Origin of the sequence: Paenibacillus sp. FSL W7-1088 (assembly GCF_037969855.1) — a bacterium.
GTDB lineage: Bacteria > Bacillota > Bacilli > Paenibacillales > Paenibacillaceae > Paenibacillus.
On record NZ_CP150216.1, the window covers coordinates 70207 to 96441 of the forward strand.

Sequence of the window (26235 nt, forward strand, 5' to 3'; positions counted from 1 at the left end):
CTCTTTGATTCTTGTGGTAGACGTGGGCAACAGCAACATCGTACTCGGTGTGTATCAAGGCCGGGAGTTGCTCCACCATTTTCGCCTGAGCACATCCCGTCAGTCGACAGTGGATGAATATGGCGTAATGATTTATAATTTATTTCATATGTCGGGTATTTCAACACGCGACATTGAAGGTGTGATCATCTCATCCGTGGTTCCGCCGTTGGTGAATGTGATTGAAGCCATGTGTGAGAAATACGTAGGCAAAAAACCGCTACTCGTTGGGCCTGGTATTCGAACCGGCCTGAACCTGCGGTATGAGAATCCTCGTGAAGTTGGCGCGGATCGCATTGTTAATGCAGTAGCAGCCGTTGAGAAGTACGGCGGCCCTCTCGTTGTGGTCGATTTCGGTACAGCGACCACATTTGACTGTATTGACGAGAAAGGAAATTATCTGGGCGGGGCTATCGTACCTGGCATCCATATTGCAACCGAAGCGCTCTATGAACGGGCGTCCAAGCTACCTCGCATTGAATTGGAGAAGCCCAAGAAAGTCATTGGTCGCAACACCATTCATGCGATGCAGGCCGGCATTATTTATGGTTATGCAGGACAGGTGGACGGCATTGTGGAGCGTATTCGTGAGGAAATGGGAACCAAACCCAGAGTTATTGCAACTGGTGGCCTTGCCAAGCTGATTGCAGAAGAAACACGCAGCATCGAGGAAGTGGATCCGCTGCTTACGCTTGAAGGGCTGCGTATCGTTTATGAGCGAAACCGGGAAAGGTAAGAACAGAGACGGCAAACAGCGGGCTGAGATTACAGTCTTATATGTTATGCCGTTTTTTCTATAACTGGCGATTACGCCAAAGGAGGCTGAATGACTTGGAAAACAACAACAAACAAGACCGGTTGATTCGCGGTACAGCAATGAACGGACGGGTTAGGGCCTTTGCTGTTCAAACGACGGAACTGGTTGAGGAACTGCGCAGAAGACATGATACGTTTCCCACGGCTACAGCAGCTATGGGGCGTACGGTTACAGCAGCATCCATTATGGGTGCTATGCTTAAGGGAGAAGAAAAGCTGACGATTCAAGTCAAAGGCGACGGCCCCATTGGACAGATTGTTGCCGATGCTAATGCGAAGGGTGAAGTTCGTGGTTATGTAAGCAATCCACATGTACATCTGCCGAGCAACAGTATGGGTAAGCTGGACGTTGCTGGCGCAGTCGGAACAGAAGGATTCGTGAACGTAACCAAGGATCTGGGGCTGAAAGAGCCTTATCGCGGTAGTGTACCGATTATTTCGGGAGAACTTGGCGAAGACTTTACGTACTATTTTGCCAAATCGGAGCAGACGCCTTCTGCTGTAGGCGTTGGTGTACTGGTGGATACCGACAATTCGGTTATTGTAGCCGGTGGATTCATTGTGCAGTTGCTTCCAGGTTTAACGGATGACGAGATCACCGTGATTGAAAATGCCATTGGCACAATGCCACCAGTGACGTCTCTGCTGGCTGAGGGGCTTGAACTGGAAGCACTGCTTCGTCGCGTACTGCCTGATGTACAGGTCATGGACGAAATGGATATCCATTTCCACTGTGAGTGTTCACGTGAGCGGGTAGAGAAAACGTTGATCAGTCTGGGTCAATCTGAAATGGAACAATTGATTGAGGAAGAAGGCCAGGCTGAAGTAGTCTGCCAATTTTGCAATGAGGCTTACGATTTCAACAAGGAACAACTTGAGACCATCCTAGAGCAAGCCAAGAACTGATTTTATGCGGGGATGGGACGCGGAATGACAAGACAGGAAAAAGGGTTATGGACGGCTGTAATTGTCTTGACGCTTGGAATGCTGGTAATGGGTTCGGTTATGGTTGTGCAAGGCTTACGGAATGGACGTGAAGGAGCAGATTCACCTCAGGATACCAATCAGGAAGAGGGAAATGCGGTAGCAACGATCAATGGGGAGGTCATCACCAACAAGGAATGGACCGATGCATTGAAACGGCGCTATGGCAGTGAATTGCTGCTCCAGATGCTCAATCGCAAAGCTGTATATGCGGAAGCACTCGATCGTAATCTGACGGTGACTCCCAAAGAAATTGCGAAGGAACTTGCCGCGGCGACGGATGGATATGATTCGGAGAAGGCTTATTTTGACGAAATGCAGTCTCAACTGGGTTTATCCAGGCAAGATCTTGAGTTGGAGGCGGGATACCGACTTCTGCTTGAGAAAATTGCGACGAGCGGTATTCAGATTAAGGATGCAGATATCGAGCATTACTGGACCGAACACCATGAAGACTATGTTTCCCCAGAGAAATATGATCTGTCTACCATCGTATTGAAGGAAGAGGAACAGGCTGAGTCAGTTCTGGATGCGCTCGACAAGGGAGCAGACTTTGAAGAAACCGCACGTAATGAATCGACAGACAGTTACTCCCGTGATGCGGGCGGTCGTCTGGGATGGATCGAGCAGAACGATCCGTTTCAGTCCGAAGCACTCCTCAAACTTGCAGCTCAACTGGACGTTGGCGATATTGCAGGGCCGGTGAAGGTGGAAGAAGGCTACGCCATCATTAAAATGAATGACAAACAAGAGCGTCAGGTGCAACCTGCAGAAGAGGTTCGCGAAGAGATTCGGATGCAGTTGGCTCTCAGCCAGGCCGACCCCTTGCCTCAGGTTGAGGAAAGGTTACGCAACAAGTATGAGGCTGTCATCATCGCTGAAATTCCGGCATCCTGATTATCCTGCCAACAAATGTTCTGCTGCATCTTGATAAAAATACTCTGTCTACGGCCTTAGGGCCCAGGGCGGAGTATTTTTTTGAGTCCTCATATTGACAATGGGGTGTAACGTTGATAAGATAAAAATAATCAAAAACCTACTCATTTACTCGGATTAAAACCATTTATATGAACAAAGAAATCTTCGGAAAACCCAGGCTCTGTCCGGTTTATTGCAGACGGAATGGACTCAGACGGATTTCCGTAGTTCTTTTATAACATCTAGAGGCTGCTCGGCCGCACATGCATGTGGCAACAGGACTTAAGTAGTATTCATCCCACTAAGGAGGGCATTCATATGGCTAAAGTAGTTAATAACGTAACAGAACTCATCGGAGGTACTCCGCTTGTTCGTCTTAACCGTATCGTACCTGAAGGCAGTGCTGAAGTGTTCGTGAAACTGGAATACCAGAATCCAGGTTCAAGCGTCAAAGACCGTATCGCGATTAGCATCGTGGAAGAAGCGGAAAAAGAAGGCAAGCTGAAACCGGGTGATACCATCATCGAAGCAACAAGTGGTAACACAGGAATTGGACTAGCTATGGTGGCTGCAGCCAAAGGCTACAAGTCTGTTATTGTTATGCCGGAAACGATGAGCATGGAGCGTCGTAACCTGCTTCGCGCTTACGGAGCTGAGCTTGTGCTCACACCGGGAGCCGAAGGTATGAATGGTGCAGTTAAAAAAGCTGAGGAATTGCTTAAGGAAAATCCATCTTATTTCATGGCTGAGCAATTTAAAAATAAAGCCAACGTGAAGATCCACCGTGAAACGACTGGCCCTGAGATTGTTGAAGCTATTCAATCTGTAGGCGGTACGTTGGATGCTTTCGTTGCAGGAATCGGTACAGGCGGAACGATTACAGGTACAGGTGAAGTGTTGAAGGAATCCTACCCTGGGATCAAAATCGTTGCCGTTGAACCAGCGGCTTCGCCAATCTTGGCAGGTGGCAAACCGGGCCCTCACAAAATCCAAGGGATCGGTGCTAACTTTATTCCTGAGATTCTGGATCAGGAAATCTATGACGAGATCATTCACATCGAGAATGACGATGCGTTTGAGACGGCTCGTCAGGTAGCGAAGGAAGAGGGCATTTTGTCCGGTATTTCTTCTGGAGCAGCCATCCGTGCAGGTCTGCAAGTGGCTAAACAGTTGGGTGCAGGCAAACGCGTTGTCGTGATCGTGCCAAGTAACGGTGAACGCTACCTCAGTACGCCACTTTACAACTTCGAAGTTTAAGTGTAACAAGTGATGAAACAAATCCTCCTTGCCCGCATGCCGGGTGTGGAGGATTTTTTGCTGAATGCTTTTAAAAGCAGCGGCGCTTTAGTATACTATCAGACAATAGAACTAGCGACAGATGGAGGGCGGCAAACCGCAATGACACACCTGATGACAACATACGCCGACTGGACAGAGTGGGCCGGAGAAGGTTGGACCATGATGCCGTATATAACTAAGTCGGATAAGGGACCGTATCATGGCGGTTTACCGTTAACGTGGGAAGCAGCCTGGCAGCAGGCGTCACCCTATGCAATGGTACTGGAGAATGGTAAAGGCGGAAGATATACCTTTCTGGGATTAAACCCGGTATCCGTTATTTCCGGCAAGGGCAACGAGGCTGTTATTCAAGATCTCATTCAAGGCGGTACCCAAACAGATAGTGGTAAACCACTTGAAGTATTAAAAAGGTGGGCTGCGCCATACCGTGCACCAAAGGTGAGCGGGGCTCCAGACTTTGGCGGTGGATGTGCAGGCTATCTGAGCTATGACGTAGCCAGATCCCTGGAAAAGCTGCCAAACTTGGCAGAAGACAACCCGGCTCTTCCGGATTATTGGTGGATGCGGTTTGAAGAAATATGGGCGTATGACCATGAGCAGCAGGCACTGTTCTGCATGGTTCATCTGGCTGTACGGCCGAATCAGGATGAAGCTCAGCTTCGCGGGCTGTACGCAGAAGCAGAAGAGCGAGCAGCGGCCATGCAGCAGCGATGGCTGCATATTTTGGGATTTGCCCAGGCGGAAGAGCAGCAGCAGGCATTGGAGCATCGTCATAGCCACATTCATCTCAGTGCGCAATCAGCGGATTCGGAGGGGGAAACGGAAGGATGGCATACTTCCTTTCCTCAAGAGGACTTTGAGCAGGCGGTACGCACAGTGCAGGAATATATCCGGCAAGGGGATGTGTTTCAAGTGAACCTGTCCCTGCGGCAGGAAAAACGTCTGAAGTCCAGTGCAGAACATATCTATGAATGGCTTCGTCTCGTGAATCCCTCTCCTTACATGGGGATGCTGCGTAGTCCAGATTTCCAACTGGTGAGCGGATCACCTGAATTGCTCGTCAAAGTGGATCATGGCAAGGTTAGCGCTCGTCCGATCGCAGGCACTCGGAGAAGAGGACGGGATGAATCCGAAGATGAGTTGATGGCCGCTGAGCTGCTGAACAGTGAGAAAGAACGGGCAGAGCATATTATGCTGGTCGATCTGGAACGGAATGATATCGGGCGAATTGCAGCTTATGGGTCAGTGCATGTGCCTGAACTGATGACGATCGAGAAGTATTCGCATGTCATGCATCTGGTGTCTCAAGTCGAGGGGACGCTGGCAGACGGACTATCCGCATTTGATGTGATTGCAGCGACGTTCCCAGGTGGAACGATTACAGGTGCACCCAAAGTTCGCACCATGGAAATCATTGAAGAACTGGAGCCTGTACGTCGTGGACCGTATACAGGTTCGATTGGGTGGATGGACTACAGTGGCAATATGGAGTTGAACATCGTCATTCGTACACTTTCCATTAAAGATGGAGTTGGATATGTACAGGCAGGAGCGGGCATCGTAATCGACTCCGATCCATATCGGGAATACAAGGAGTGCCGTAACAAGGCAAGAGCAATGATGAGGGCTGTGAATTACAGCGAGGAAGCTGAAGCCATTAAATTAAAATAATCAAGCAGCCGTCCTGTGTGGACGGAAGAATAGGAGGAACAAAGATATGATACTGGTTATCGACAATTATGATTCCTTCACATACAACCTGGTTCAATATCTGGGTGAACTGGGGGAGACGGTGGAAGTTCGCCGTAATGATGAGATTGATCTGGCAGGCATTGAGGCGTTGGCACCTGATCATATTTTGATCTCACCGGGGCCTTGTACTCCGAATGAGGCCGGCATCAGTCTGGCGGTCATTGATCACTTCAAGGGCAGTATTCCGATCTTCGGCGTATGTCTGGGACATCAGGCGATTGGACAGGCTTTCGGAGGCAATGTTATTCGTGCGGACCGCATGATGCATGGCAAAACATCAGAGATGCATCATAATGGAACATCCGTATTTACCGGATTGCCATCTCCCTTCACGGCAACGCGGTATCACTCTTTGATCGTGGAGCGCAGCAGTCTGCCAGATTGTCTGGAGATTACGGCCGAGACGGCGGAAGGCGAGATTATGGGCTTGCGTCACAAGGAATATGCGATTGAAGGTGTTCAGTTCCATCCCGAATCCATCATTACGGATCACGGTCATCAAATGCTGCGTAACTTCCTGTCTCAGCAGGTAAAGGTATAGAGATGAAATATGCCGCGATAAACGGAGAATTGGTTAATATGGCGGCAGCCGTGGTTCCGGTGACGGATCACGGCTTTTTGTACGGACTTGGATTGTTCGAGACGTTTCGGACGTATCAGGGAGCCCCTTTTCTGCTGGAGCGTCATTTGGAGCGGATGGCTTCAGGGTGTCGTGAACTGGGCATTCCATTCACAGCAACAGCAGCGGAGGTAACGAACTGGATCAGCAATCTGTTGCTTGCGAATGAACTCCAGGATGCCTATGTGCGCTATACGGTATCTGCGGGCGAGGCTCCGCTCGGACTACCTTCAGGAGATTATGGGAAACCCAATCATATCGTATTGGCAAAAGCACTACCTGAACCCTCTCCATCTCTATATGAAAATGGGAAAATGCTTCAACGTCTGTCGACGCCCCGCAACACGCCTGAAGGAGAAGTGCGGTTCAAATCACTGCATTACATGAACAGCATTCTGGCGAAACGGGAACTGAACGGATACGGGCAGCATGTGCAAGGAGCGGAAGGGCTGCAACTAACCCGGGAGGGCTACATAGCTGAGGGGATTGTCAGCAATGTGTTCTGGGTGAGACAAGGCGTACTCTATACGCCAGCACTTGCTACTGGTATTTTGCCGGGAATCACCAGAGCCGTTGTACTGGAGCTTGCAGCTCAGCAAGGAATGCCTTGTCAGGAAGGGCTGTTCCCTTGGGAGGAGCTGTTGCAGGCTGATGAGATCTTTTTGACAGGGTCTGTTGCTGAACTCGTTCCAGTTACTATATTGCGGGATCAAGCTGGAACGGAAACGGTAATCAGCAGCGGACATATAGGCCCGGTTACAGAAGCACTTCTGGGTATGTACCGGCAGAAAGCGGGGTATACTTCATGACACTTACACCAGTCATTTATGAACGGAATTATGCGTGGGGGCCAGCGGAGCTAAAACTTGGCACACGTACACTTATTATGGGTATTCTGAATGTCACACCGGACTCCTTCTCGGATGGGGGACGTTATACCAATGTGGAGCGAGCGGTGGCTCACGCCATTCAGATGATGGAGGATGGCGCGGACCTCATTGATATTGGCGGGGAATCTACACGTCCGGGTTCAGATATCGTTGGTGCTGATGAAGAGCTCAGCCGGATCATTCCGGTCATTGAAGCACTGCGGCAGCAGGCTCCACATATTCCGATATCGGTGGACACCTATAAGGCAGATGTCGCTCGTCAGGCCATTCAGGCTGGAGCACACATCATCAATGATGTGTGGGGTGCCAAGGCTGACCCGGAGATGGCACGTACTGCGGCAGAGCTGGGATGTCCTCTGATCCTAATGCATAACCGGCAAGAACGAGACTATACCAACTATTTGGTTGACGTAGTCAGTGATCTTCAAGAGAGTATACAGATTGCGCTAGAGGCCGGAGTACACCCCGATCAGATTATTCTGGACCCGGGCATTGGCTTTGTGAAGGATCTGAACGAAAATCTGGTGCTCATGTCATCGCTCGGGTTACTCAATGAGATGGGATATCCCGTTCTGCTTGCCACCTCGCGTAAAAGGTTTATCCAGAACACCTTACAGGTACAGGCAGATGATGCGCTGGAAGGTACGGCCGCTACGGTTGCTTTTGGCATAGCCCAAGGATGCCAGATGGTCCGGGTTCATGATGTGAAGCCGATTCGGCGCACGGTGGACATGTGTGATGCCATGCTGTATGCCTCTCCAGGCTTGCGGAGGAAATGATGTTGGCGGGTTCGGTGACCCGTCCAGTGAAAGCGCAGCGTTTTGCAACAGGAGCGAATTTCGAACCATGATTTCATTATATATAGAGGGCAGGCGGAACTTATGGATAGAATGGTAATGCATCGAATGGAGTATTACGGATATCACGGCGTATTTGCCGAGGAACGGAAGCTGGGGGCGCGTTATTATATTGATCTGGAGATCGATATGGATCTGGGCGAGGCTGGGCGTACCGATGATTTGACCAAAACCATCAATTATGCGGAAATCCATGAGCTGGTGAAACAGATCGTTGAAAATAAATCATTCCAGTTAATTGAAGCTTTGGGCGAACATATTGCATCTTCTTTACTAGACACTTATACTATTATCAATGCACTGACAGTCAAGGTGACGAAGCCACATCCGCCTTTTGATATTCATTTTGGGGGCGTGACTGTAGAGCTTCGCCGCACAAGAAAGTGAGAACCGATCATGATTGCACATTCGACCTCTGAATCTTCAGAGGCTTATATTGCTTTAGGGGCTAATTTGGGTGACCGGGAACAGACGCTGCTTGAGGCGTTAACGTTGCTGGATGCACATCCTCATATATCCGTCTTGCGCTGTTCTGCGTTGTATGAGACGGAGCCTGTAGGTTATGTGGACCAGCCAGCGTTTTTGAATATGGCAACTGCGGTACAGACTACACTTTTGCCGGAGCAGCTGCTCATGGAACTGCTGGATATTGAAACAAGGCTTGGGCGGGTTCGTGATATCCGTTGGGGCCCTCGTACAGTCGATTTGGATCTGCTTTGGATGGATGGAGAGACAAGTGATACCGAACGGCTGCAATTGCCGCATCCACGGATGGGTGAACGGGCGTTTGTATTGGTGCCACTGGCTGACATCGTAACCGAAGACGAGCATTCAGGTTTGTATGCCTTTGTACAATCATCGTTGTCTGTACTGGATGGAAAGGATGGAATACAGCTTTGGAAAACGTGCAATTGGCCAATCGAATCCGGGCTTTCCGGAAGCTGAAAGGTTTAACACAACAGGAACTCGCTGCTGAGACGGGCATATCTCTGGCCGTTCTGGGTATGATTGAACGAGGCAACCGCAAAGTAGTTGAACGGGAGTTGAATCTAATTGCCGGGGTACTGTCGATCAGTATTGAGGAATTACAGGGGAACTAAGGCCGCTTTTTACTAATTACCACAAGAAAACATCGTCATTATTCGTTTATTGTATACAGCAAGAAGTATTAAAGAATTAAAAACAACCAGGATTCATACAAGAGTCTCGGATTTAAAAAGGAGTGGGACGACTACCATGCTTAAAATTGGTGACATTGAAATGAAAAACCAGGTCGTACTTGCGCCGATGGCTGGCGTATGTAATCCGGCTTTTCGTCTGATCGCAAAAGAATTCGGAACAGGCCTCGTATGTGCGGAGATGGTGAGTGGCAAAGCCATTGTACATGGTAACAAGCGTACGCGTGAGATGTTGTTTGTCGATGAGCGTGAGAAACCGCTGAGCCTGCAAATTTGGGGGGGAGATCGCCAAGCCCTCGTAGAAGCAGCCAAAATTGTGGACAAAGAAACCAATGCTGACATCATCGACATCAACATGGGATGCCCTGTGCCTAAAGTGACGAGCTGTGATGCAGGTGCACGCTGGTTGCTTGATCCGAACAAAATTTATGAAATGGTATCCGCTGTAGTGGACGCGGTGGATAAGCCGGTTACCGTCAAGATGCGGATCGGCTGGGATAACGAGCATATCTACGTGGTTGAGAATGCACTTGCGGTTGAACGTGCTGGCGGCCAAGCGGTAAGTGTGCACGGCCGTACACGTGAACAGCTCTATACAGGCACAGCGGACTGGTCACACATCAAAAATGTAAAAGAGGCTGTCTCCATCCCGGTGATCGGGAACGGAGATGTATCTTCACCGGAAGATGCCCGTCGCATGTTGGATGAAACGGGTTGTGACGGAGTGATGATCGGTCGTGCCGCCCTGGGTAACCCATGGATGCTGTATCGTACCATTCAATACCTGAGTTCCGGCGAACTGCTTCCTGACCCGAATGGGGAAGAGAAAATTCGGGTTGCCATTTTGCATATGGACCGTCTGATTGCACTGAAGGGTGAGGCTGTTGCTGTTCGCGAGATGCGTAAACACCTGGCTTGGTATCTGAAAGGGCTGAAAGGATCTGCCCGCATCAAGGACGTTATTATGGAAGAAACCAAACGTGATGAGATGGTGCATATTCTGGAGAATTTTGTATCCCAGCTGCATATCGAAGGCAATCTGGAGTCAGAACCGGCACTAGCCGAAAATGCTTCCTGATCTCCTGCTGTAAAACGTTTACAGCTATAGGGGGCGTAACATTGACTTTTCGAGACCGTTCCCCTATAATTTCACAGTATAAATTCGCCATGTGCGTCATAAGGCTAGTGCATCAGGAGGAACGTTCTGTTTCTCCGGAGAACTTCATATAGTTTTGAAGATGTATGCGGGCGGAGCTCTGTAAACAGCACCGGTTCCGTTGCCGTGCAATCAAATTATTCCCATGACAGGAGAATCGGTTGAGATGAGCGATAAGGAAGTTATCCTTACACCAGAGGGACTTAAGAAGCTTGAAGAAGAACTGGAAATGCTGAAATCAGTGAAGCGCCGCGAAGTGGCTGAACGGATTAAGGTAGCCATCGGGTATGGAGATATTAGTGAAAACTCCGAATACGAAGACGCGAAGAACGAACAGGCTTTCATTGAAGGCCGCGTTATTACGTTGGAGAAATTGCTCCGGAACGCACGGATTATCAACAGCGACGAGATCGATACCGAAGCTGTAAGCGTGGGTGCAACAGTCACTGTAGAAGATCTGGAATTCGGTGATATCACGGAATATACGATTGTAGGTACTGCGGAGTCCAATCCGCTGCAAAACAAAATATCGAACGAAAGCCCTGTTGGCAAAGCCATTCTGGGCAAGAAAAAAGGTACGGTTGTTGATGTAAGTGTGCCTGCTGGCGTAATTCAATATAAAATTGTAGACATCAAAAAGTAATATAAGCAATGAAGCAGTCGGGTACGGAGACAAAAGCTTCCTTAGGGAAGCTTTTTTCAACATTTGAGGCAGAATACCTCTGAAGATGCCTGCAATGTAAATAAGGAGATGAATATAGATCATGACGGATGAAGTCTTGAATCAGGAAACCGAAACCGAACTAAGTGAGCTTTTACAAATTCGCCGCGACAAATTGGACGAGCTCCGCAAATTGGGAATCGACCCTTTTGGCCAAAAATACGTACGTACGGAAGAAGCCGGCTCCATTCTGAAGAAGTATGAAGAACTGACCAAGGAAGAGCTGGAAGAGAAGCACATCGAAGTCAGTATTGCCGGACGGATTATGGCGAAGCGGGGAATGGGTAAAGCGAGCTTTGCACATATTCAGGACCTGAGCGGCAGAATCCAGATCTATGTTCGTCAGGATACTGTGCCGGAAGACAAATACGCCGCGTTCAGCCTGCTCGATCTAGGGGATATTGTAGGTGTCTCTGGGGTAATCTTCAAAACCAAGACAGGTGAGACTTCGGTTAAGGTTCAAAACCTTGAAGTATTGTCCAAATCACTATACCCACTACCGGATAAATATCATGGACTCGCGGATGTAGAGCTGCGTTACCGTCAGCGCTATGTTGACCTGATTATGAATCGCGAAGTGCAGCAGACCTTCATTACTCGTTCCAAAATCATTCAGTCGATGCGCCGTTACCTGGATTCTCTGGGTTATCTGGAAGTGGAAACGCCGACGCTGCACACCATCGCTGGTGGAGCCGCTGCGCGTCCATTCATCACGCATCATAATGCACTTGATATGGAATTGTACATGCGGATTGCGATTGAGCTTCACCTGAAACGTCTGATTGTAGGCGGTCTGGAGAAGGTATATGAGATCGGCCGTGTATACCGTAACGAAGGAATGTCGACACGTCATAACCCTGAGTTCACGATGATTGAACTTTATGAGGCATATGCCGATTATCAGGATATCATGCGTTTGACTGAGAATCTTGTTGCTCACATTGCACAGGAAGTGCTTGGTACACAAGTTATTCAATATGCAGACTATCAAGTGGATCTTACACCACAATGGCGTCGTGTAACGATGGTAGACGCGGTTAAGGAAGTTGTAGGCGTGGACTTCTCCGTGCACATGACGGACGAGGAAGCTCATCGTTTGGCGAAAGAACATAAGGTTCCAGTTGAAAAGCATATGACATTTGGTCATATTCTGAATGCATTCTTCGAACATTTTGTAGAAGAGACGTTGATTCAACCAACCTTTATTATGGGGCATCCGGTTGAGATTTCGCCGCTGGCGAAGAAGAGCGATGTAGACCCACGCTTCACGGACCGCTTCGAGCTGTTTATCGTTGGACGTGAGCATGCAAATGCCTTTACGGAGCTGAATGATCCAATTGATCAGCGTCAGCGCTTTGAGGCACAATTGCTGGAGAAAGAACACGGGAACGACGAAGCACACGAAATGGATGATGATTTCATCCGTGCGCTCGAATATGGTATGCCACCAACAGGTGGACTGGGGATCGGTATTGACCGTCTGATCATGTTGTTGACCAACTCGCCGTCCATTCGTGACGTACTGCTCTTCCCTCACATGCGTCCTCGTACACAGGATTAAATAAGGAACGTTTGACTCGTTCATAATAGAAGAGGAACCTGCCGTTCAGTATGATGCTGTGGCAAGTTCCTCTTTAGGTTTACATAGGCATCGAAGTGACAGATTCGTCTGAAGAGCATGTGTTATCAAAGTGTGGTGTCAGAATTTGTTCGCCTACCTGCTTGTATTATGTTAAAAGAGGTGCCCTCCATGAAGTTTAGGCTTCACATTGCTAAATTCCTATCACCCCCATTGATTCTGGTTGGTGGTTTTATGCTTATTATCATGATCGGTACGATTCTGCTCATGCTACCTATCTCCAATCAAAGCGGTGAGCATTTGGCGTTTATTGATGCGCTGTTTACGTCTACCTCTGCCGCGTGTGTAACCGGGTTGGTTGTAGTGGATGTAGGGACAACCTTCAACCTGTTTGGTCAAATTGTGATTATGGTGCTTATGCAGCTAGGTGGACTTGGCTTCATGACCATCGCAACGTTGTTTGCATTAGTATTAGGTAAGCGAATTTCGCTGAAGGACAGACTGCTGCTGAAAGAGGCGATCAACGCTGACAGTATGGAAGGCATTGTTCGCATTATCCGCAAAGTGCTGATTTTTTCGTTTACCATTGAAGGTGTGGCTGCCGTTATACTGGCACTGCGCTGGGCAACGGAGATGCCTTTTTGGCAGGCGGTATACTATGGTACTTTTCACTCGGTATCATTATTTAATAATGGTGGTTTTGATCTGTTTGGCAACAGTTTTCAGTATTATACAGGCGACTGGTTGTTTAACCTGACAGCTTCCGTACTGGTTATATCGGGTGGACTTGGCTTTGTGGTGCTGAATGATTTGTTTGAGTTCCGCAAGCGTCGCCGCTTATCGTTGCAGTCCAAACTGGTATTGTCCGTCTCAGGTGCGCTGATTGGTATTGGTGCCATTGTACTTTTTGTATTTGAATTCACCAATGGGCACACTCTGGCGCCTCTCAGTTGGAGCGAAAAGATCTATGCCTCATTCTTCCAATCGGTCTCTACACGTTCGTCGGGTACGAGCACCATTGATATTACCCAGATGAGGCAGGCAACCCAGTTCTTCTTCATTCTGTTGATGTTTATTGGGGCTTCCCCGGGATCAACCGGGGGTGGGATCAAGACGACAACGTTCCTGATTATGATTGGAGCGGTGTATGCCATGATTCGTGGCAATAAAGATATTGTATTTTTCCGTCAGCGTGTTCCGAAAGATTTGCTGATGAGAGCATTGACGATTATTATGGTTTCCTTGATCATATTCATGGTTGTGGTAATGTTACTACTTACGACAGAGGACGCACCGTTCCTTTCACTCATGTTTGAGGCGGCCTCGGCAATTGGGACAGTAGGTTTGTCGGTGGGGGTAACGCATGAATTAACGGCATGGGGAAAAGTAATTATCGCCTTCACGATGTTTATCGGACGTATCGGGCCACTCACTATCGCATACGCACTTCGTCCGCGCAAAGAGAAGAAGCTGTATCGCCATCCGGAGGGCCGGATTATTATTGGATAAAAAGAAAACCGTCACGCATCTAGGACTAACCCTTTATGGAATAGGTTAGTTACAACGAATGCCTGACGGTTTTTTTTACATAGAAGCAAATACTCGGTTCCTGTTGGTACGAAGAGTAGAGCTGTTTTGATTGATTTGACGGTATGTTATTCTGCATCCTGGCATAACGTTGCAAGATGCATAGTAAGGATATCCTCCATGATCTTGGTGTTCATCTGGTCAGGACGAAGAATCGCATGAATTCCCAAACCGTCGACCAGTGCGTACAGCCGTTCAATTTCCAGCTCCTTATCAAGGTCTGTACGGGAGAGATTGAGCTCCTTGAGGTAGGTGATAACCGTAGCCATCGCGTGTCGGAGCTCGTTATAGACTTTGTCGGCATGCTCTTTGAGAACAGGGTCGCTTTTGGACTTGGCTGTAAAAGCGTACCACACCTCCATTTCGGCCATTTTTTCATCCGTGCTTGGCAAGAGTTCTAATAACAGAAGCTTCATATTCTCCAAAGGAGATGAATTAAAGGACATCTGTGTGATTCGATTCGATACCCGTTCGGATACCAGATTCATTGCGTATAGGAGTAGTTCCGATTGGGTTGAAAAGTAGTGGCGCATAGACCCGGCCGATATTCCTGCTTCTACCGCAATATTTCGTACGGAGGCCTGTTCCATGCCATCTCTTCGGATGACACGCCAAGCCGCTTCGGCTACGAGCAGACGTTGTTTATCATGATCAACTATTTTAGGCATATAAGGATTATATCATTGTTGATTATTATAATACAAACGTGTTAAATTGTATTTAATACATTTGTATTATAAAAGGAGTGGATCATTTGATTGCCTATTTTATTATTGGATGTGAGATTGCCTTCTGGGTATTTGTCGCTACAGGTCTGAGTGTGCGTTATCTGCTTGGGATGAAACGGACAGGGATTGCGCTGTTAATGGCAACGCCGGTTGTGGATGTTCTTCTTATGGTAGCGACGGTGATGGATCTTCAACGGGGTGCTACAGCAAGTATGGTTCATGGCATTGCAGCTATATATATAGGTGTGAGTATTGCCTATGGTCATCAGATGATCGCTTGGGCTGATCGTTATTTCCTATATTGGTTCAAAGGTGGAGATAATCCTCGGAGCAGTAAGGTGTACGGCAGTGAGCATGCTAGTCGTGAAAGAGTGGGATGGCTTAGACATCTATTGGCTTGGTGCATAGGTAGCATGTTTCTGCTCGCGATGATCTGGTGGATTGGTGATACGGAGCGTACTGCGGCATTTTCTAATCTCATAAGAGTATGGGGAATCATATTGGGAATCGATTTTATAATCAGCTTCAGTTATAGTTTATGGCCGCGAAAGATGCCTGTGAAGAAAGTGAAGTAACATATCCTTGGATAGGAGGGGAGAACGTGCGGAATATCTGTGAGAGAAAGGTGATCCGCATGTTCTGGCAAGAGCGTGTCTAATGATTAATGGGAGCTAAAACAAGGCCTGGCTTCAGAAGTGTAGTTCATTGAGAGAATAGATATAATTTATTGAAAATAAAGCTTGCATTCGAAATCTGTACATGGTATATTCTAATTCCGGCCAAGAAAACACGAGAAACACGGTGCGGCAAGCAAATGAAATAAGCTTCGAAAGAAACTTTAAAAAAAAGCTTGCAAAGTTGGTTCGGATGTGATAAGATATAAAAGTTGCTGAGGTGAACAACACACGGCAATGAAACAAGTTTGATCTTTGAAAACTGAACAACGAGTGAGTAAACATTCTGCTTGCAGAGTGAACGCGAAAGTTTGAGACAAGCCTTGGCTTGGATCGACTGGAGCATAAAATGAGATTTTTAATCTCGTCAGTTTCAAAATGAGCTTATCGCTCTTTTCAATACTTTATTGGAGAGTTTGATCCTGGCTCAGGACGAACGCTGGCGGCATGCCTAATACATGCAAGTCGAGCGGACTTGATGAGAAGCTTGCTTCTCAGATGGTTAGCGGCGGACGGGTGAGTAACACGTAGGCAACCTGCCCTCAAGCTTGGGACAACTACCGGAAACGGTAGCTAATACCGAATAGTTGTTTTCTTCTCCTGAAGGAAACTGGAAAGACGGAGCAATCTGTCACTTGGGGATGGGCCTGCGGCGCATTAGCTAGTTGGTGGGGTAACGGCTCACCAAGGCGACGATGCGTAGCCGACCTGAGAGGGTGATCGGCCACACTGGGACTGAGACACGGCCCAGACTCCTACGGGAGGCAGCAGTAGGGAATCTTCCGCAATGGGCGAAAGCCTGACGGAGCAATGCCGCGTGAGTGATGAAGGTTTTCGGATCGTAAAGCTCTGTTGCCAGGGAAGAACGCTTGGGAGAGTAACTGCTCTCAAGGTGACGGTACCTGAGAAGAAAGCCCCGGCTAACTACGTGCCAGCAGCCGCGGTAATACGTAGGGGGCAAGCGTTGTCCGGAATTATTGGGCGTAAAGCGCGCGCAGGCGGTCATTTAAGTCTGGTGTTTAATCCCGGGGCTCAACCCCGGATCGCACTGGAAACTGGGTGACTTGAGTGCAGAAGAGGAGAGTGGAATTCCACGTGTAGCGGTGAAATGCGTAGATATGTGGAGGAACACCAGTGGCGAAGGCGACTCTCTGGGCTGTAACTGACGCTGAGGCGCGAAAGCGTGGGGAGCAAACAGGATTAGATACCCTGGTAGTCCACGCCGTAAACGATGAGTGCTAGGTGTTAGGGGTTTCGATACCCTTGGTGCCGAAGTTAACACATTAAGCACTCCGCCTGGGGAGTACGGTCGCAAGACTGAAACTCAAAGGAATTGACGGGGACCCGCACAAGCAGTGGAGTATGTGGTTTAATTCGAAGCAACGCGAAGAACCTTACCAGGTCTTGACATCCCTCTGACCGGTACAGAGATGTACCTTTCCTTCGGGACAGAGGAGACAGGTGGTGCATGGTTGTCGTCAGCTCGTGTCGTGAGATGTTGGGTTAAGTCCCGCAACGAGCGCAACCCTTGATCTTAGTTGCCAGCACTTCGGGTGGGCACTCTAAGGTGACTGCCGGTGACAAACCGGAGGAAGGTGGGGATGACGTCAAATCATCATGCCCCTTATGACCTGGGCTACACACGTACTACAATGGCCGGTACAACGGGCTGTGAAGCCGCGAGGTGGAACGAATCCTAAAAAGCCGGTCTCAGTTCGGATTGCAGGCTGCAACTCGCCTGCATGAAGTCGGAATTGCTAGTAATCGCGGATCAGCATGCCGCGGTGAATACGTTCCCGGGTCTTGTACACACCGCCCGTCACACCACGAGAGTTTATAACACCCGAAGTCGGTGGGGTAACCGCAAGGAGCCAGCCGCCGAAGGTGGGATAGATGATTGGGGTGAAGTCGTAACAAGGTAGCCGTATCGGAAGGTGCGGCTGGATCACCTCCTTTCTATGGAGAATCGTTTCCCGCGTGGAAACATTCAAATACGCAGCTTAGCTGCAAAAACTACTCACTCGTTGCTCAGTTTTGAGAGCTCAAACTCTCAAACAGCTTGCTTTTGCATGGAGCTTGTTCTTTGAAAACTAGATATCGAAACGAAATTTTGCGATTTAGAACATTCCTTTTTAAGCTGAACTTGTGTTAAAACAAGTTTCAATAAATAGTGAAAACTGCATTGCGATGGTATCGAATGGGAGTGACTTTTGGCTTTGCGTAAGCAAAACAAGGGAAGCGAGCAGTCGAAACCGGAGCAATTATGGTTAAGCTACTAAGAGCACACGGAGGATGCCTAGGCGCTAGGAGCCGATGAAGGACGTGGCGAACAACGAAACTGCCTCGGGGAGCTGTAAGCAAGCTTTGATCCGGGGGTGTCCGAATGGGGAAACCCAGCTGGGGTAATTTCCAGTTACTCATAACTGAATACATAGGTTATGTAGAGGCATACCAGGGGAACTGAAACATCTAAGTACCCTGAGGAAGAGAAAACAATAGTGATTCCGTCAGTAGCGGCGAGCGAACGCGGAGAAGCCCAAACCAGAGAGCTTGCTCTCTGGGGTTGTGGGACATCTCACATGGAGTTACAAAGGAGCCGGTTAAACGAAGAGGTCTGGAAAGGCCCGCCAAAGAAGGTAAAAGCCCTGTAGTTGAAAGTCTGCTCTCTCCGAGATGTATCCCGAGTAGTGCGGGGCACGTGAAACCCCGTATGAATCCGGCAGGACCATCTGCCAAGGCTAAATACTTCCTAGCGACCGATAGTGAAGCAGTACCGTGAGGGAAAGGTGAAAAGCACCCCGGAAGGGGAGTGAAATAGAACCTGAAACCGTGTGCTTACAAAAAGTCAGAGCCCGTTTTAGGGGTGATGGCGTGCCTTTTGTAGAATGAACCGGCGAGTTACGTTCCCGTGCAAGGTTAAGGTGAAGAGCCGGAGCCGCAGCGAAAGCGAGTCTGAATAGGGCGATGTAGTACGTGGACGTAGACCCGAAACCGGGTGATCTACCCCTGTCCAGGGTGAAGGTGCGGTAACACGCACTGGAGGCCCGAACCCACGCACGTTGAAAAGTGCGGGGATGAGGTGGGGGTAGCGGAGAAATTCCAATCGAACTCGGAGATAGCTGGTTCTCCCCGAAATAGCTTTAGGGCTAGCCTCGGAAAACAGAGTCGTGGAGGTAGAGCACTGATTGGGTGCGGGGCCCGCAAGGGTTACCAAGCTCAGTCAAACTCCGAATGCCATAGACTTACTTCCGGGAGTCAGACAGTGAGTGCTAAGATCCATTGTCAAAAGGGAAACAGCCCAGACCATCAGCTAAGGTCCCCAAGTGTGTGTTAAGTGGGAAAGGATGTGGAGTTGCACAGACAACCAGGATGTTGGCTTAGAAGCAGCCACCATTGAAAGAGTGCGTAATAGCTCACTGGTCGAGTGACTCTGCGCCGAAAATGTAACGGGGCTAAACACACCACCGAAGCTATGGCTTGATGCTTGCATCAGGGGTAGGGGAGCGTTGTATAAGGGTTGAAGGTGTACCGTAAGGAGCGCTGGACATTATACAAGTGAGAATGCCGGTATGAGTAACGAAAAGATCAGTGAGAATCTGATCCGCCGAAAGCCTAAGGGTTCCTGAGGAAGGCTCGTCCGCTCAGGGTAAGTCGGGACCTAAGGCGAGGCCGAAAGGCGTAGTCGAAGGACAACAGGTCGAAATTCCTGTACCACCGTAAGCCGTTATGAGCAATGGGGGGACGCAGCAGGGTAGTGACGCGGACTGATGGATGTCCGTCTAAGCAGTGAGGCTGATGTGTAGGCAAATCCGCACATCGTAAGGCTGGGCTGTGATGGGGAGCGAAAATTATAGTAGCGAAGGTCATGATCTCACACTGCCAAGAAAAGCCTCTAGCCAGGTGATGGTGCCCGTACCGCAAACCGACACAGGTAGGCGAGAAGAGAATTCTAAGGCGCGCGGAAGAACTCTCGTTAAGGAACTCGGCAAAATGACCCCGTAACTTCGGGAGAAGGGGTGCCCCGGTAGTGTGAATAGCACGAGGGGGCCGCAGTGAAAAGGCCCAAGCGACTGTTTAGCAAAAACACAGGTCTGTGCGAAGCCGTAAGGCGAAGTATACGGGCTGACGCCTGCCCGGTGCTGGAAGGTTAAGGGGAGCGGTTAGGAGCAATCCGAAGCTGTGAACCGAAGCCCCAGTAAACGGCGGCCGTAACTATAACGGTCCTAAGGTAGCGAAATTCCTTGTCAGGTAAATTCTGACCCGCACGAATGGCGTAACGACTTGGGCGCTGTCTCAACGAGAGATCCGGTGAAATTTTAATACCTGTGAAGATGCAGGTTACCCGCGACAAGACGGAAAGACCCCATGGAGCTTTACTGCAGCTTGATATTGAATTTGGGTACGATCTGTACAGGATAGGTGGGAGCCTTTGAAGCGTGAGCGCCAGCTTGCGTGGAGGCACCGTTGGGATACCACCCTGATCGTATCTAGGTTCTAACCTGGTACCGTAATCCGGTGCGGGGACAGTGTCAGGTGGGCAGTTTGACTGGGGCGGTCGCCTCCTAAAGAGTAACGGAGGCGCCCAAAGGTTCCCTCAGAATGGTTGGAAATCATTCGAAGAGTGCAAAGGCATAAGGGAGCTTGACTGCGAGACCTACAAGTCGAGCAGGGACGAAAGTCGGGCTTAGTGATCCGGTGGTACCGCATGGAAGGGCCATCGCTCAACGGATAAAAGCTACCCTGGGGATAACAGGCTTATCTCCCCCAAGAGTCCACATCGACGGGGAGGTTTGGCACCTCGATGTCGGCTCATCGCATCCTGGGGCTGAAGTAGGTCCCAAGGGTTGGGCTGTTCGCCCATTAAAGCGGTACGCGAGCTGGGTTCAGAACGTCGTGAGACAGTTCGGTCCCTATCTGTCGTGGGCGTAGGAAATTTGAGAGGAGCTGTCCTTAGTACGAGAGGACCGGGATGGACGTACCGCTGGTGTACCAGTTGTTCCGCCAGGAGCACCGCTGGGTAGCTATGTACGGAAGGGATAAGCGCTGAAAGCATCTAAGCGTGAAGCCCCCCTCAAGATGAGATTTCCCAGTATGTAAGACCCCTTGAAGACGACGAGGTAGATAGGCTGGGGGTGGAAGTGCAGCAATGCATGGAGCTGACCAGTACTAATCGGTCGAGGGCTTATCCAAGATATGCAGGTTGTAAGTTGCAAATTTCGTTTCGGATCTAGTTTTCAGAGAATAATCTCTGAAATGAAAATTGGTACATCACAGAATGTGCGTATGATTTTCAGTTCCATATTGGATTTCAAGAAGCTATGCTTCGACAAATCGCGTTTGGTGGCGATGGCGGAGGGGTTCCACACGTACCCATCCCGAACACGACCGTTAAGCCCTCTAGCGCCGATGGTACTTGGACCGCAGGGTCCTGGGAGAGTAGGACGCCGCCAAGCAAAGAACCACTGCCGATGTTATTCGGTGGTGGTTTTTATTTGTTTAAAAATATAAAAATACATTAAAAGCTGTTGGCTTAGAAACAGTGAGGTAATTGACTTAACATAGATAAACGCCACTCATATCGAGTGGCATTTTTATATATATAAAATGAACCTGTCCGCATGGAAAATACAGTTGTATGCATCAGGCAATACACCTAATATAACCAGGGAGTTTCCCTTGACAGTCTAAATAACGCTTTGCTAAGATGGCAATAATAAATTTTTCAGAAAACGTATTTTCGGCATAAAATACAGCCTGAGATCTTCGGGTTTTGGACCGTAAAGCTGAGCAAACATAAGGAGGAACGCCCGCGTGTGGGAAGATAAATTTGGTAAGGAAGGTTTCACCTTCGACGATGTACTGCTGGTGCCCCGGAAATCCGAGACACTGCCTAAAGAAGTGGACGTATCTGTTCGTTTGAGTGACAGCGTAAAACTGAATATTCCTTTGATTAGTGCTGGTATGGATACTGTTACTGAAGCAACATTGGCTATTGCTATTGCCCGTGAAGGCGGTATTGGTATCATCCATAAAAATATGTCTGTTGAGCAGCAAGCGGAGGAAGTGGATCGGGTTAAGCGTTCTGAGAGTGGTGTTATTACCAACCCGTTCTCATTGACAGCGGAACATCTGGTTTCTGATGCAGAAGCGGTTATGGCGAAATATCGTATTTCCGGTGTACCGATTGTTGAAGGAGATCAAAAGCTTGTTGGTATCCTGACAAATCGTGACTTGCGTTTCATCCACGACTTCTCCATTAAAATCAGCGAAGTCATGACACGTGAGAATCTGGTAACTGCGCCTGTAGGTACTACACTGCAAGAAGCAGAAGGCATTCTCCAGAAGCATAAAATCGAGAAACTTCCATTAGTAGATGAGTCCAACACACTGAAAGGTCTCATTACGATTAAAGATATCGAAAAAGCAATTCAATTCCCTAACGCAGCTAAAGATGCACAAGGACGTTTGCTGGTTGGAGCAGCGATCGGGATTTCCAAAGATACCTTTGAACGTGCAGATGCATTGGTTCAAGCCGGTGTGGACCTGATTACGGTAGACTCGGCACACGGACATCACATTAACATCATTGATGCGGTTCGTCAGCTGCGCGAGCGTTTCCCGAACCTGACAATTGTTGCAGGTAACGTTGCTACAGGCGATGCAACTCGTGAGTTGATCGAAGCAGGGGCATCAGTTGTCAAAGTCGGAATTGGTCCAGGTTCCATCTGTACAACTCGTGTAATTGCTGGTATTGGTGTTCCTCAAGTAACAGCAGTATATGATTGTGCCAATGTAGCGCGTGAATATGGCGTACCAATCATTGCTGATGGTGGTATCAAGTACTCTGGTGAGATTACCAAGGCTCTTGCTGCAGGTGCTCATGCAGTTATGCTGGGAAGCTTGTTTGCAGGTACGGCAGAAAGCCCTGGAGAAACAGAAATCTTCCAAGGACGTAGCTACAAAGTTTACCGCGGCATGGGTTCAATGGCTGCAATGAAACAAGGAAGTAAAGATCGTTACTTCCAGGATGATGACAAGAAACTGGTTCCGGAAGGAATTGAGGGACGTGTTGCTTACAAAGGTCCATTGTCTGATACGATTCATCAGTTGATTGGTGGTCTGCGTTCAGGTATGGGATACTGTGGTACAAGCAGTTTGGAGCAGCTTCGCAACAACACTCAGTTTATTCGTATTACAGGTGCGGGACTTCGTGAAAGTCATCCGCATGATGTACAGATTACGAAAGAAGCCCCTAACTACTCGTTATAATCTGAATTGTGTTAATCATTTCCAGGACAGGCTTGGCGATTTTCGCCGAGCCTGTCTTTTTTTGCGGATACCCCTGTGATAGAATAGAACAAGCGGTAATGATCCTTTAATGGATTAGGGCATTGCGGCGGTTTTTTGACGTGAGTCTATGAAACTGTTTTTAACAATGAATTTTGAGTGATAGACAAAGGTTGAAGGTTGCCCAGCGAAAAAAGAAGCGCGGACGTCCTTTTACATAAGCATTTCATTTAATGCTAACTAAGTGACAATCGATTCGAACTTTAGGGGCAATGACATTGCTCTTTCGATACAGCGCATATACAACACATCTCACACATCATCTCCACCTGATTGGGACTAAGAAAATATTGCAGCTCAAGCTGCACTGAAGCACACAATAGAAAGCTTCGGACCGAAGGGAGTATTCATCATTGAAAGCCAAACAAATGAATAAGAAAAAACGTCAAATGCTCAAAAAAAGCGTAGCCTCGGTTATGCTGATTAATATGCTCTGCATGTCTGCGGTAATGCCTGTTATGGCTGCTGCAAACGATTCGGGGCAGGTGTTGACCGCGGCAGCTACAACAACGAAGACAGGAAAAGCTGTGGACATTCCTTCGGCAGACTCACTGGGACTCGATGTTAAATCAGCCATACTGATGGAGGCTTCAACGGGCCAGATTCTGCTCAATGTGAATGCGGATAAAGCTATGCCGCCAGCCAGCATGACCAAAATGATGACCGAGTACATTGTGGCTGAACAGGTTAAACAGGGAAAGTTTAGTTGGGATGATGTTGTTACAATCAAAAAGAACGCTGCAGAAAGTACTGGCTCACGCATTTTCCTCGCAGAAGGTGATCAGCATACTATTAAGGAACTATATATCGCCATGGCTGTAGGATCAGCCAATGATGCTACAGTGGCCTTGGCTGAGCACATCGCTGGTTCCGAACAAGCTTTTGTCAAAATGATGAATGATGAAGCGAAGCGTATGGGAATGAAAGATAGCTATTTCATCAACTCAACAGGTTTGGATCGGGCAGATATGCCTGCAGATTTCCGTCCAGCTGAGGACAAAGAAATCGTTATGTCGGCACGGGATGCGGCCATTTTGTGCAGATATATCATCATGGATCACCCGGACTACAAAGATTTTACAACCATTCAATCCTATAAATTCCGTCCCAATGACAAAGATCCAATTATTAACTATAACTGGATGCTGGAAGCGAATAAAAATATAACCAACTTCAAAAGCTATGCTTATGAGGGTCTGGACGGGATGAAAACGGGCCATACCACGAACGCTGGGAATAACTTTACCGGTACGGCTGAGCGTAATGGCATGCGTCTGATCAGTGTGGTTATGGGTACCGATTCGGAGCCGGCACGTTTCAGAGAAACGAAGAAAGTATTGGACTTCGGATTCAACAATTTTGAAGTGAAACAGGCGGTTGCTGCCAAAACTAAAGTCACAGGCTGGGAAGCTGTAGCTTTGAAAAAAGGGAAGGAAACAACTGTACCTGTTGTGACGGATAATGCAGTAAGTTTCGTTGTACCTAAAGGTACCCAAAACCTGGATGTCACGTTTAAAGCCAATGTAACTGAAGCTGATAAGCTAGTTGCTCCAATCAAGGCCGGAACCAAGGTTGGGACGGTTACTTATACCTACAAAGCAGAGGGAATTGAGCCTCAGGAGAAGACAGTCAACCTCATCACCGCAGAAGAAGCCGAAAAAGGCGGTTGGTTCCGTCTCTTCTTCCGTGCAGTGAAAGATTTCTTCGTTGATCTGTTTGATGGCATCAAAAACCTGTTCTAATAGACAAGGTGAAAGAAGACGGACAATATGACATTTTTAATATAGTGTCGTTGGGCCATTGACAAATTACAAGCAATTCCGACCGGATGGATTGTATATTTACAATTTTTCCGGTAAAATATCAAGTTAGAATTCTACGTATAAATCAGTTAAAAAGACTATTGTTCTTCTAACTGACACGGCATATTCCACATCCTGTTTATGGACAAGAACGATACAACCATTACGGTAGATTAGGGTATGGAAACGGGAACAGCACGCGTTAAAAGAGGTGCGAAAGCGCGGATCGGACATTACGTTGAAGCCAAGGTCTTGGAATCCCTAAAAGTGGATTACCTTGATGAGAGTGTAGTGCTGACTCCATCTGATGAAGTATTCCATATCTACAAACACGAGTTCACTGTCCCGTTTGTAAGTGGCGCCAAGGACTTGGGTGAAGCGTTGCGCCAGATTGGCGAATGGGCTTACATGATCCGTACCCATTCCAAACTTGCACCTTCCGAGCGCATGAAGGATCGCGGCTGGTAAGAGAAAGGTGGATTTTAATGAAGATCGGCGTTTTAGCACTTCAAGGGGCAGTCACCGAGCATATTCGCAGTATTGAACGGGCTGGCGCAGAAGGATTGGCTATTAAACAGGTACAGCAACTTGAGGAGCTGGATGGGTTGATTCTTCCTGGCGGTGAGAGTACCACGATTGGCAAACTGATGCGCAAATATGGTTTCATGGAGGCCATTCGAGCATTCGCTGCTGAGGGTAAACCGGTATTCGGCACCTGTGCTGGTTTGATTGTTATGGCCAAACATATTGCAGGACAAGAGGAAGCTCATCTGGAGCTAATGGATATGACCGTCTCCAGAAATGCATTTGGACGGCAGAGGGAAAGCTTTGAAACGGATCTCCCGGTAAAAGGCATTAAGGAGACGGTAAGGGCTGTGTTCATCCGGGCACCCCTGATTGAGAGTGTAGGAGAAGAGGTAGAAGTTCTCTCCACTTACAAGGATGAGATTGTTACTGCTCGCCAAGGGCATCTGCTGGCTTGCTCCTATCACCCTGAGCTGACAGATGATTATCGACTGCATGCATACTTTGTGGACATGGCTAGGTCGTATAAACAGCCTGTACAGAACCAATAGTGATTGATATACAACCTATGACTGCCGGTGAACCGGATCAGTCCTCCAGAGGCTCACAAGGCTTGCTGGCAAGGTGCTGTCTGGTCAGATGCCTGATGTTGCCCGTATCTGCTTCCAAAGCGGGAATCGCAGCGTAGGGCAGCACCGGAGGCCATAGGTTGTTTTTTACCATTGAGGAATAATCAAGTTATACGGAGCTGCAAAGTTTTGTTA

The 26235-nt window shown here is 48.4% G+C and carries 21 protein-coding genes, 3 rRNA genes and 1 pseudogene; 23 read left to right on the plus strand and 2 right to left on the minus strand.

The window, feature by feature from the left end:
• Positions 1-4: 4 nt before the first annotated feature.
• The 15 genes from MKY42_RS00325 to MKY42_RS00395 all read left to right on the plus strand — a co-directional run bounded on the left by MKY42_RS00325 (position 5) and on the right by MKY42_RS00395 (position 14317).
• Positions 5-775 carry a type III pantothenate kinase gene (locus tag MKY42_RS00325; RefSeq protein ID WP_090905191.1) on the plus strand — a complete coding sequence of 257 codons (771 nt, stop codon included), beginning with the start codon at positions 5-7 and terminating at the stop codon, positions 773-775.
• A gap of 95 nt (positions 776-870) precedes the next feature.
• On the plus strand, positions 871-1761 hold the full coding sequence (gene hslO, locus MKY42_RS00330) for an Hsp33 family molecular chaperone HslO (protein ID WP_076292131.1): 891 nt from the start codon (positions 871-873) through the stop codon (positions 1759-1761).
• A gap of 24 nt (positions 1762-1785) precedes the next feature.
• Complete coding sequence (locus tag MKY42_RS00335) at positions 1786-2736, plus strand: peptidyl-prolyl cis-trans isomerase (RefSeq protein WP_177185936.1); 951 nt, start codon at positions 1786-1788, stop codon at positions 2734-2736.
• Positions 2737-3075: 339 nt separating this feature from the next.
• A complete protein-coding gene (cysK, locus tag MKY42_RS00340) occupies positions 3076-4014 on the plus strand; it encodes a cysteine synthase A (protein WP_090905187.1) in 939 nt (312 codons plus the stop codon).
• Positions 4015-4155: 141 nt separating this feature from the next.
• Positions 4156-5727 carry an anthranilate synthase component I family protein gene (locus MKY42_RS00345; protein ID WP_339852645.1) on the plus strand — a complete coding sequence of 524 codons (1572 nt, stop codon included), beginning with the start codon at positions 4156-4158 and terminating at the stop codon, positions 5725-5727.
• A 46-nt stretch (positions 5728-5773) separates the two neighbouring features.
• On the plus strand, positions 5774-6349 hold the full coding sequence (gene pabA, locus MKY42_RS00350; RefSeq protein WP_079347471.1) for an aminodeoxychorismate/anthranilate synthase component II: 576 nt from the start codon (positions 5774-5776) through the stop codon (positions 6347-6349).
• 2 nt (positions 6350-6351) lie between these two features.
• Positions 6352-7236: an aminotransferase class IV gene (locus MKY42_RS00355; RefSeq protein WP_090905183.1), complete on the plus strand. Its 885-nt coding sequence runs from the start codon at positions 6352-6354 to the stop codon at positions 7234-7236.
• Positions 7233-8096: a dihydropteroate synthase gene (gene folP, locus MKY42_RS00360; protein ID WP_090905181.1), complete on the plus strand. Its 864-nt coding sequence runs from the start codon at positions 7233-7235 to the stop codon at positions 8094-8096. Before MKY42_RS00355 ends, folP begins: the two co-directional genes overlap by 4 nt.
• A 102-nt stretch (positions 8097-8198) precedes the next feature.
• Positions 8199-8561: a dihydroneopterin aldolase gene (gene folB / locus MKY42_RS00365; RefSeq protein ID WP_090905179.1), complete on the plus strand. Its 363-nt coding sequence runs from the start codon at positions 8199-8201 to the stop codon at positions 8559-8561.
• Positions 8562-8570: 9 nt separating this feature from the next.
• Positions 8571-9119, plus strand: coding sequence for a 2-amino-4-hydroxy-6-hydroxymethyldihydropteridine diphosphokinase (folK, locus tag MKY42_RS00370; RefSeq protein WP_090905177.1), 549 nt, complete (start codon positions 8571-8573; stop codon positions 9117-9119).
• Positions 9071-9274, plus strand: a complete 204-nt coding sequence (locus tag MKY42_RS00375) for a helix-turn-helix transcriptional regulator (protein WP_090905175.1) — start codon at positions 9071-9073, stop codon at positions 9272-9274. Before folK ends, MKY42_RS00375 begins: the two co-directional genes overlap by 49 nt.
• 136 nt (positions 9275-9410) lie before the next feature.
• Positions 9411-10430 carry a tRNA dihydrouridine synthase DusB gene (gene dusB, locus MKY42_RS00380; protein ID WP_090905171.1) on the plus strand — a complete coding sequence of 340 codons (1020 nt, stop codon included), beginning with the start codon at positions 9411-9413 and terminating at the stop codon, positions 10428-10430.
• 244 nt (positions 10431-10674) lie between these two features.
• Positions 10675-11151 (plus strand): transcription elongation factor GreA, encoded by a 477-nt coding sequence (gene greA / locus MKY42_RS00385; RefSeq protein WP_076292137.1) that lies wholly within the window; start codon positions 10675-10677, stop codon positions 11149-11151.
• 121 nt (positions 11152-11272) lie between these two features.
• Positions 11273-12790 carry a lysine--tRNA ligase gene (gene lysS, locus MKY42_RS00390; RefSeq protein WP_062329341.1) on the plus strand — a complete coding sequence of 506 codons (1518 nt, stop codon included), beginning with the start codon at positions 11273-11275 and terminating at the stop codon, positions 12788-12790.
• Positions 12791-12979: 189 nt separating this feature from the next.
• Positions 12980-14317 (plus strand): TrkH family potassium uptake protein, encoded by a 1338-nt coding sequence (locus tag MKY42_RS00395; protein ID WP_339847928.1) that lies wholly within the window; start codon positions 12980-12982, stop codon positions 14315-14317.
• A gap of 146 nt (positions 14318-14463) precedes the next feature.
• On the opposite strand, the gene MKY42_RS00400 is transcribed toward MKY42_RS00395, so the two are convergent.
• Complete coding sequence (locus tag MKY42_RS00400; RefSeq protein WP_339847931.1) at positions 14464-15063, minus strand: TetR/AcrR family transcriptional regulator; 600 nt, start codon at positions 15061-15063, stop codon at positions 14464-14466.
• A 77-nt stretch (positions 15064-15140) separates the two neighbouring features.
• Here MKY42_RS00400 and MKY42_RS00405 point away from each other — a divergent pair, with 77 nt between their 5' ends.
• The 8 genes and pseudogenes from MKY42_RS00405 to pdxT all read left to right on the plus strand — a co-directional run bounded on the left by MKY42_RS00405 (position 15141) and on the right by pdxT (position 26022).
• A complete protein-coding gene (locus tag MKY42_RS00405) occupies positions 15141-15698 on the plus strand; it encodes a hypothetical protein (RefSeq protein WP_339847933.1) in 558 nt (185 codons plus the stop codon).
• A 503-nt stretch (positions 15699-16201) separates the two neighbouring features.
• A 16S ribosomal RNA gene (locus MKY42_RS00410) occupies positions 16202-17753 on the plus strand.
• A 309-nt stretch (positions 17754-18062) separates the two neighbouring features.
• Positions 18063-20987: ribosomal RNA gene (locus MKY42_RS00415) — 23S ribosomal RNA — on the plus strand.
• A 146-nt stretch (positions 20988-21133) separates the two neighbouring features.
• A 5S ribosomal RNA gene (gene rrf / locus MKY42_RS00420) occupies positions 21134-21250 on the plus strand.
• The 16S, 23S and 5S rRNA genes sit together here, the layout of an rRNA operon.
• Positions 21251-21608: 358 nt before the next feature.
• A complete protein-coding gene (gene guaB / locus MKY42_RS00425; protein ID WP_090905373.1) occupies positions 21609-23066 on the plus strand; it encodes an IMP dehydrogenase in 1458 nt (485 codons plus the stop codon).
• A 446-nt stretch (positions 23067-23512) separates the two neighbouring features.
• Complete coding sequence (locus tag MKY42_RS00430) at positions 23513-24886, plus strand: D-alanyl-D-alanine carboxypeptidase family protein (protein WP_177185940.1); 1374 nt, start codon at positions 23513-23515, stop codon at positions 24884-24886.
• Between the two features lie 240 nt (positions 24887-25126).
• Positions 25127-25366: pseudogene (locus tag MKY42_RS00435) on the plus strand (hypothetical protein); the annotation flags it as partial.
• A 65-nt stretch (positions 25367-25431) separates the two neighbouring features.
• On the plus strand, positions 25432-26022 hold the full coding sequence (gene pdxT / locus MKY42_RS00440) for a pyridoxal 5'-phosphate synthase glutaminase subunit PdxT (protein ID WP_090905369.1): 591 nt from the start codon (positions 25432-25434) through the stop codon (positions 26020-26022).
• Positions 26023-26059: 37 nt separating this feature from the next.
• Here pdxT and MKY42_RS00445 read toward each other — a convergent pair whose 3' ends face one another.
• Positions 26060-26194 (minus strand): hypothetical protein, encoded by a 135-nt coding sequence (locus tag MKY42_RS00445; RefSeq protein WP_279634331.1) that lies wholly within the window; start codon positions 26192-26194, stop codon positions 26060-26062.
• Positions 26195-26235 lie beyond the last annotated feature (41 nt).

What these genes read in the sequence shown, in the direction of transcription:
- MKY42_RS00400 (WP_339847931.1), bottom strand. Translation starts at nt 15,063, where the DNA reads ATGCCTAAAATAGTTGATCATGATAAACAACGTCTGCTCGTAGCCGAA.
- folP (WP_090905181.1), top strand. Translation starts at nt 7,233, where the DNA reads ATGACACTTACACCAGTCATTTATGAACGGAATTATGCGTGGGGGCCA.
- lysS (WP_062329341.1), top strand. Translation starts at nt 11,273, where the DNA reads ATGACGGATGAAGTCTTGAATCAGGAAACCGAAACCGAACTAAGTGAG.
- pdxT (WP_090905369.1), top strand. Translation starts at nt 25,432, where the DNA reads ATGAAGATCGGCGTTTTAGCACTTCAAGGGGCAGTCACCGAGCATATT.
- MKY42_RS00345 (WP_339852645.1), top strand. Translation starts at nt 4,156, where the DNA reads ATGACACACCTGATGACAACATACGCCGACTGGACAGAGTGGGCCGGA.
- MKY42_RS00355 (WP_090905183.1), top strand. Translation starts at nt 6,352, where the DNA reads ATGAAATATGCCGCGATAAACGGAGAATTGGTTAATATGGCGGCAGCC.
- greA (WP_076292137.1), top strand. Translation starts at nt 10,675, where the DNA reads ATGAGCGATAAGGAAGTTATCCTTACACCAGAGGGACTTAAGAAGCTT.
- MKY42_RS00335 (WP_177185936.1), top strand. Translation starts at nt 1,786, where the DNA reads ATGACAAGACAGGAAAAAGGGTTATGGACGGCTGTAATTGTCTTGACG.
- MKY42_RS00445 (WP_279634331.1), bottom strand. Translation starts at nt 26,194, where the DNA reads ATGGTAAAAAACAACCTATGGCCTCCGGTGCTGCCCTACGCTGCGATT.
- folB (WP_090905179.1), top strand. Translation starts at nt 8,199, where the DNA reads ATGGATAGAATGGTAATGCATCGAATGGAGTATTACGGATATCACGGC.
- dusB (WP_090905171.1), top strand. Translation starts at nt 9,411, where the DNA reads ATGCTTAAAATTGGTGACATTGAAATGAAAAACCAGGTCGTACTTGCG.
- cysK (WP_090905187.1), top strand. Translation starts at nt 3,076, where the DNA reads ATGGCTAAAGTAGTTAATAACGTAACAGAACTCATCGGAGGTACTCCG.
- pabA (WP_079347471.1), top strand. Translation starts at nt 5,774, where the DNA reads ATGATACTGGTTATCGACAATTATGATTCCTTCACATACAACCTGGTT.
- MKY42_RS00430 (WP_177185940.1), top strand. Translation starts at nt 23,513, where the DNA reads ATGAATAAGAAAAAACGTCAAATGCTCAAAAAAAGCGTAGCCTCGGTT.
- folK (WP_090905177.1), top strand. Translation starts at nt 8,571, where the DNA reads ATGATTGCACATTCGACCTCTGAATCTTCAGAGGCTTATATTGCTTTA.
- MKY42_RS00395 (WP_339847928.1), top strand. Translation starts at nt 12,980, where the DNA reads ATGAAGTTTAGGCTTCACATTGCTAAATTCCTATCACCCCCATTGATT.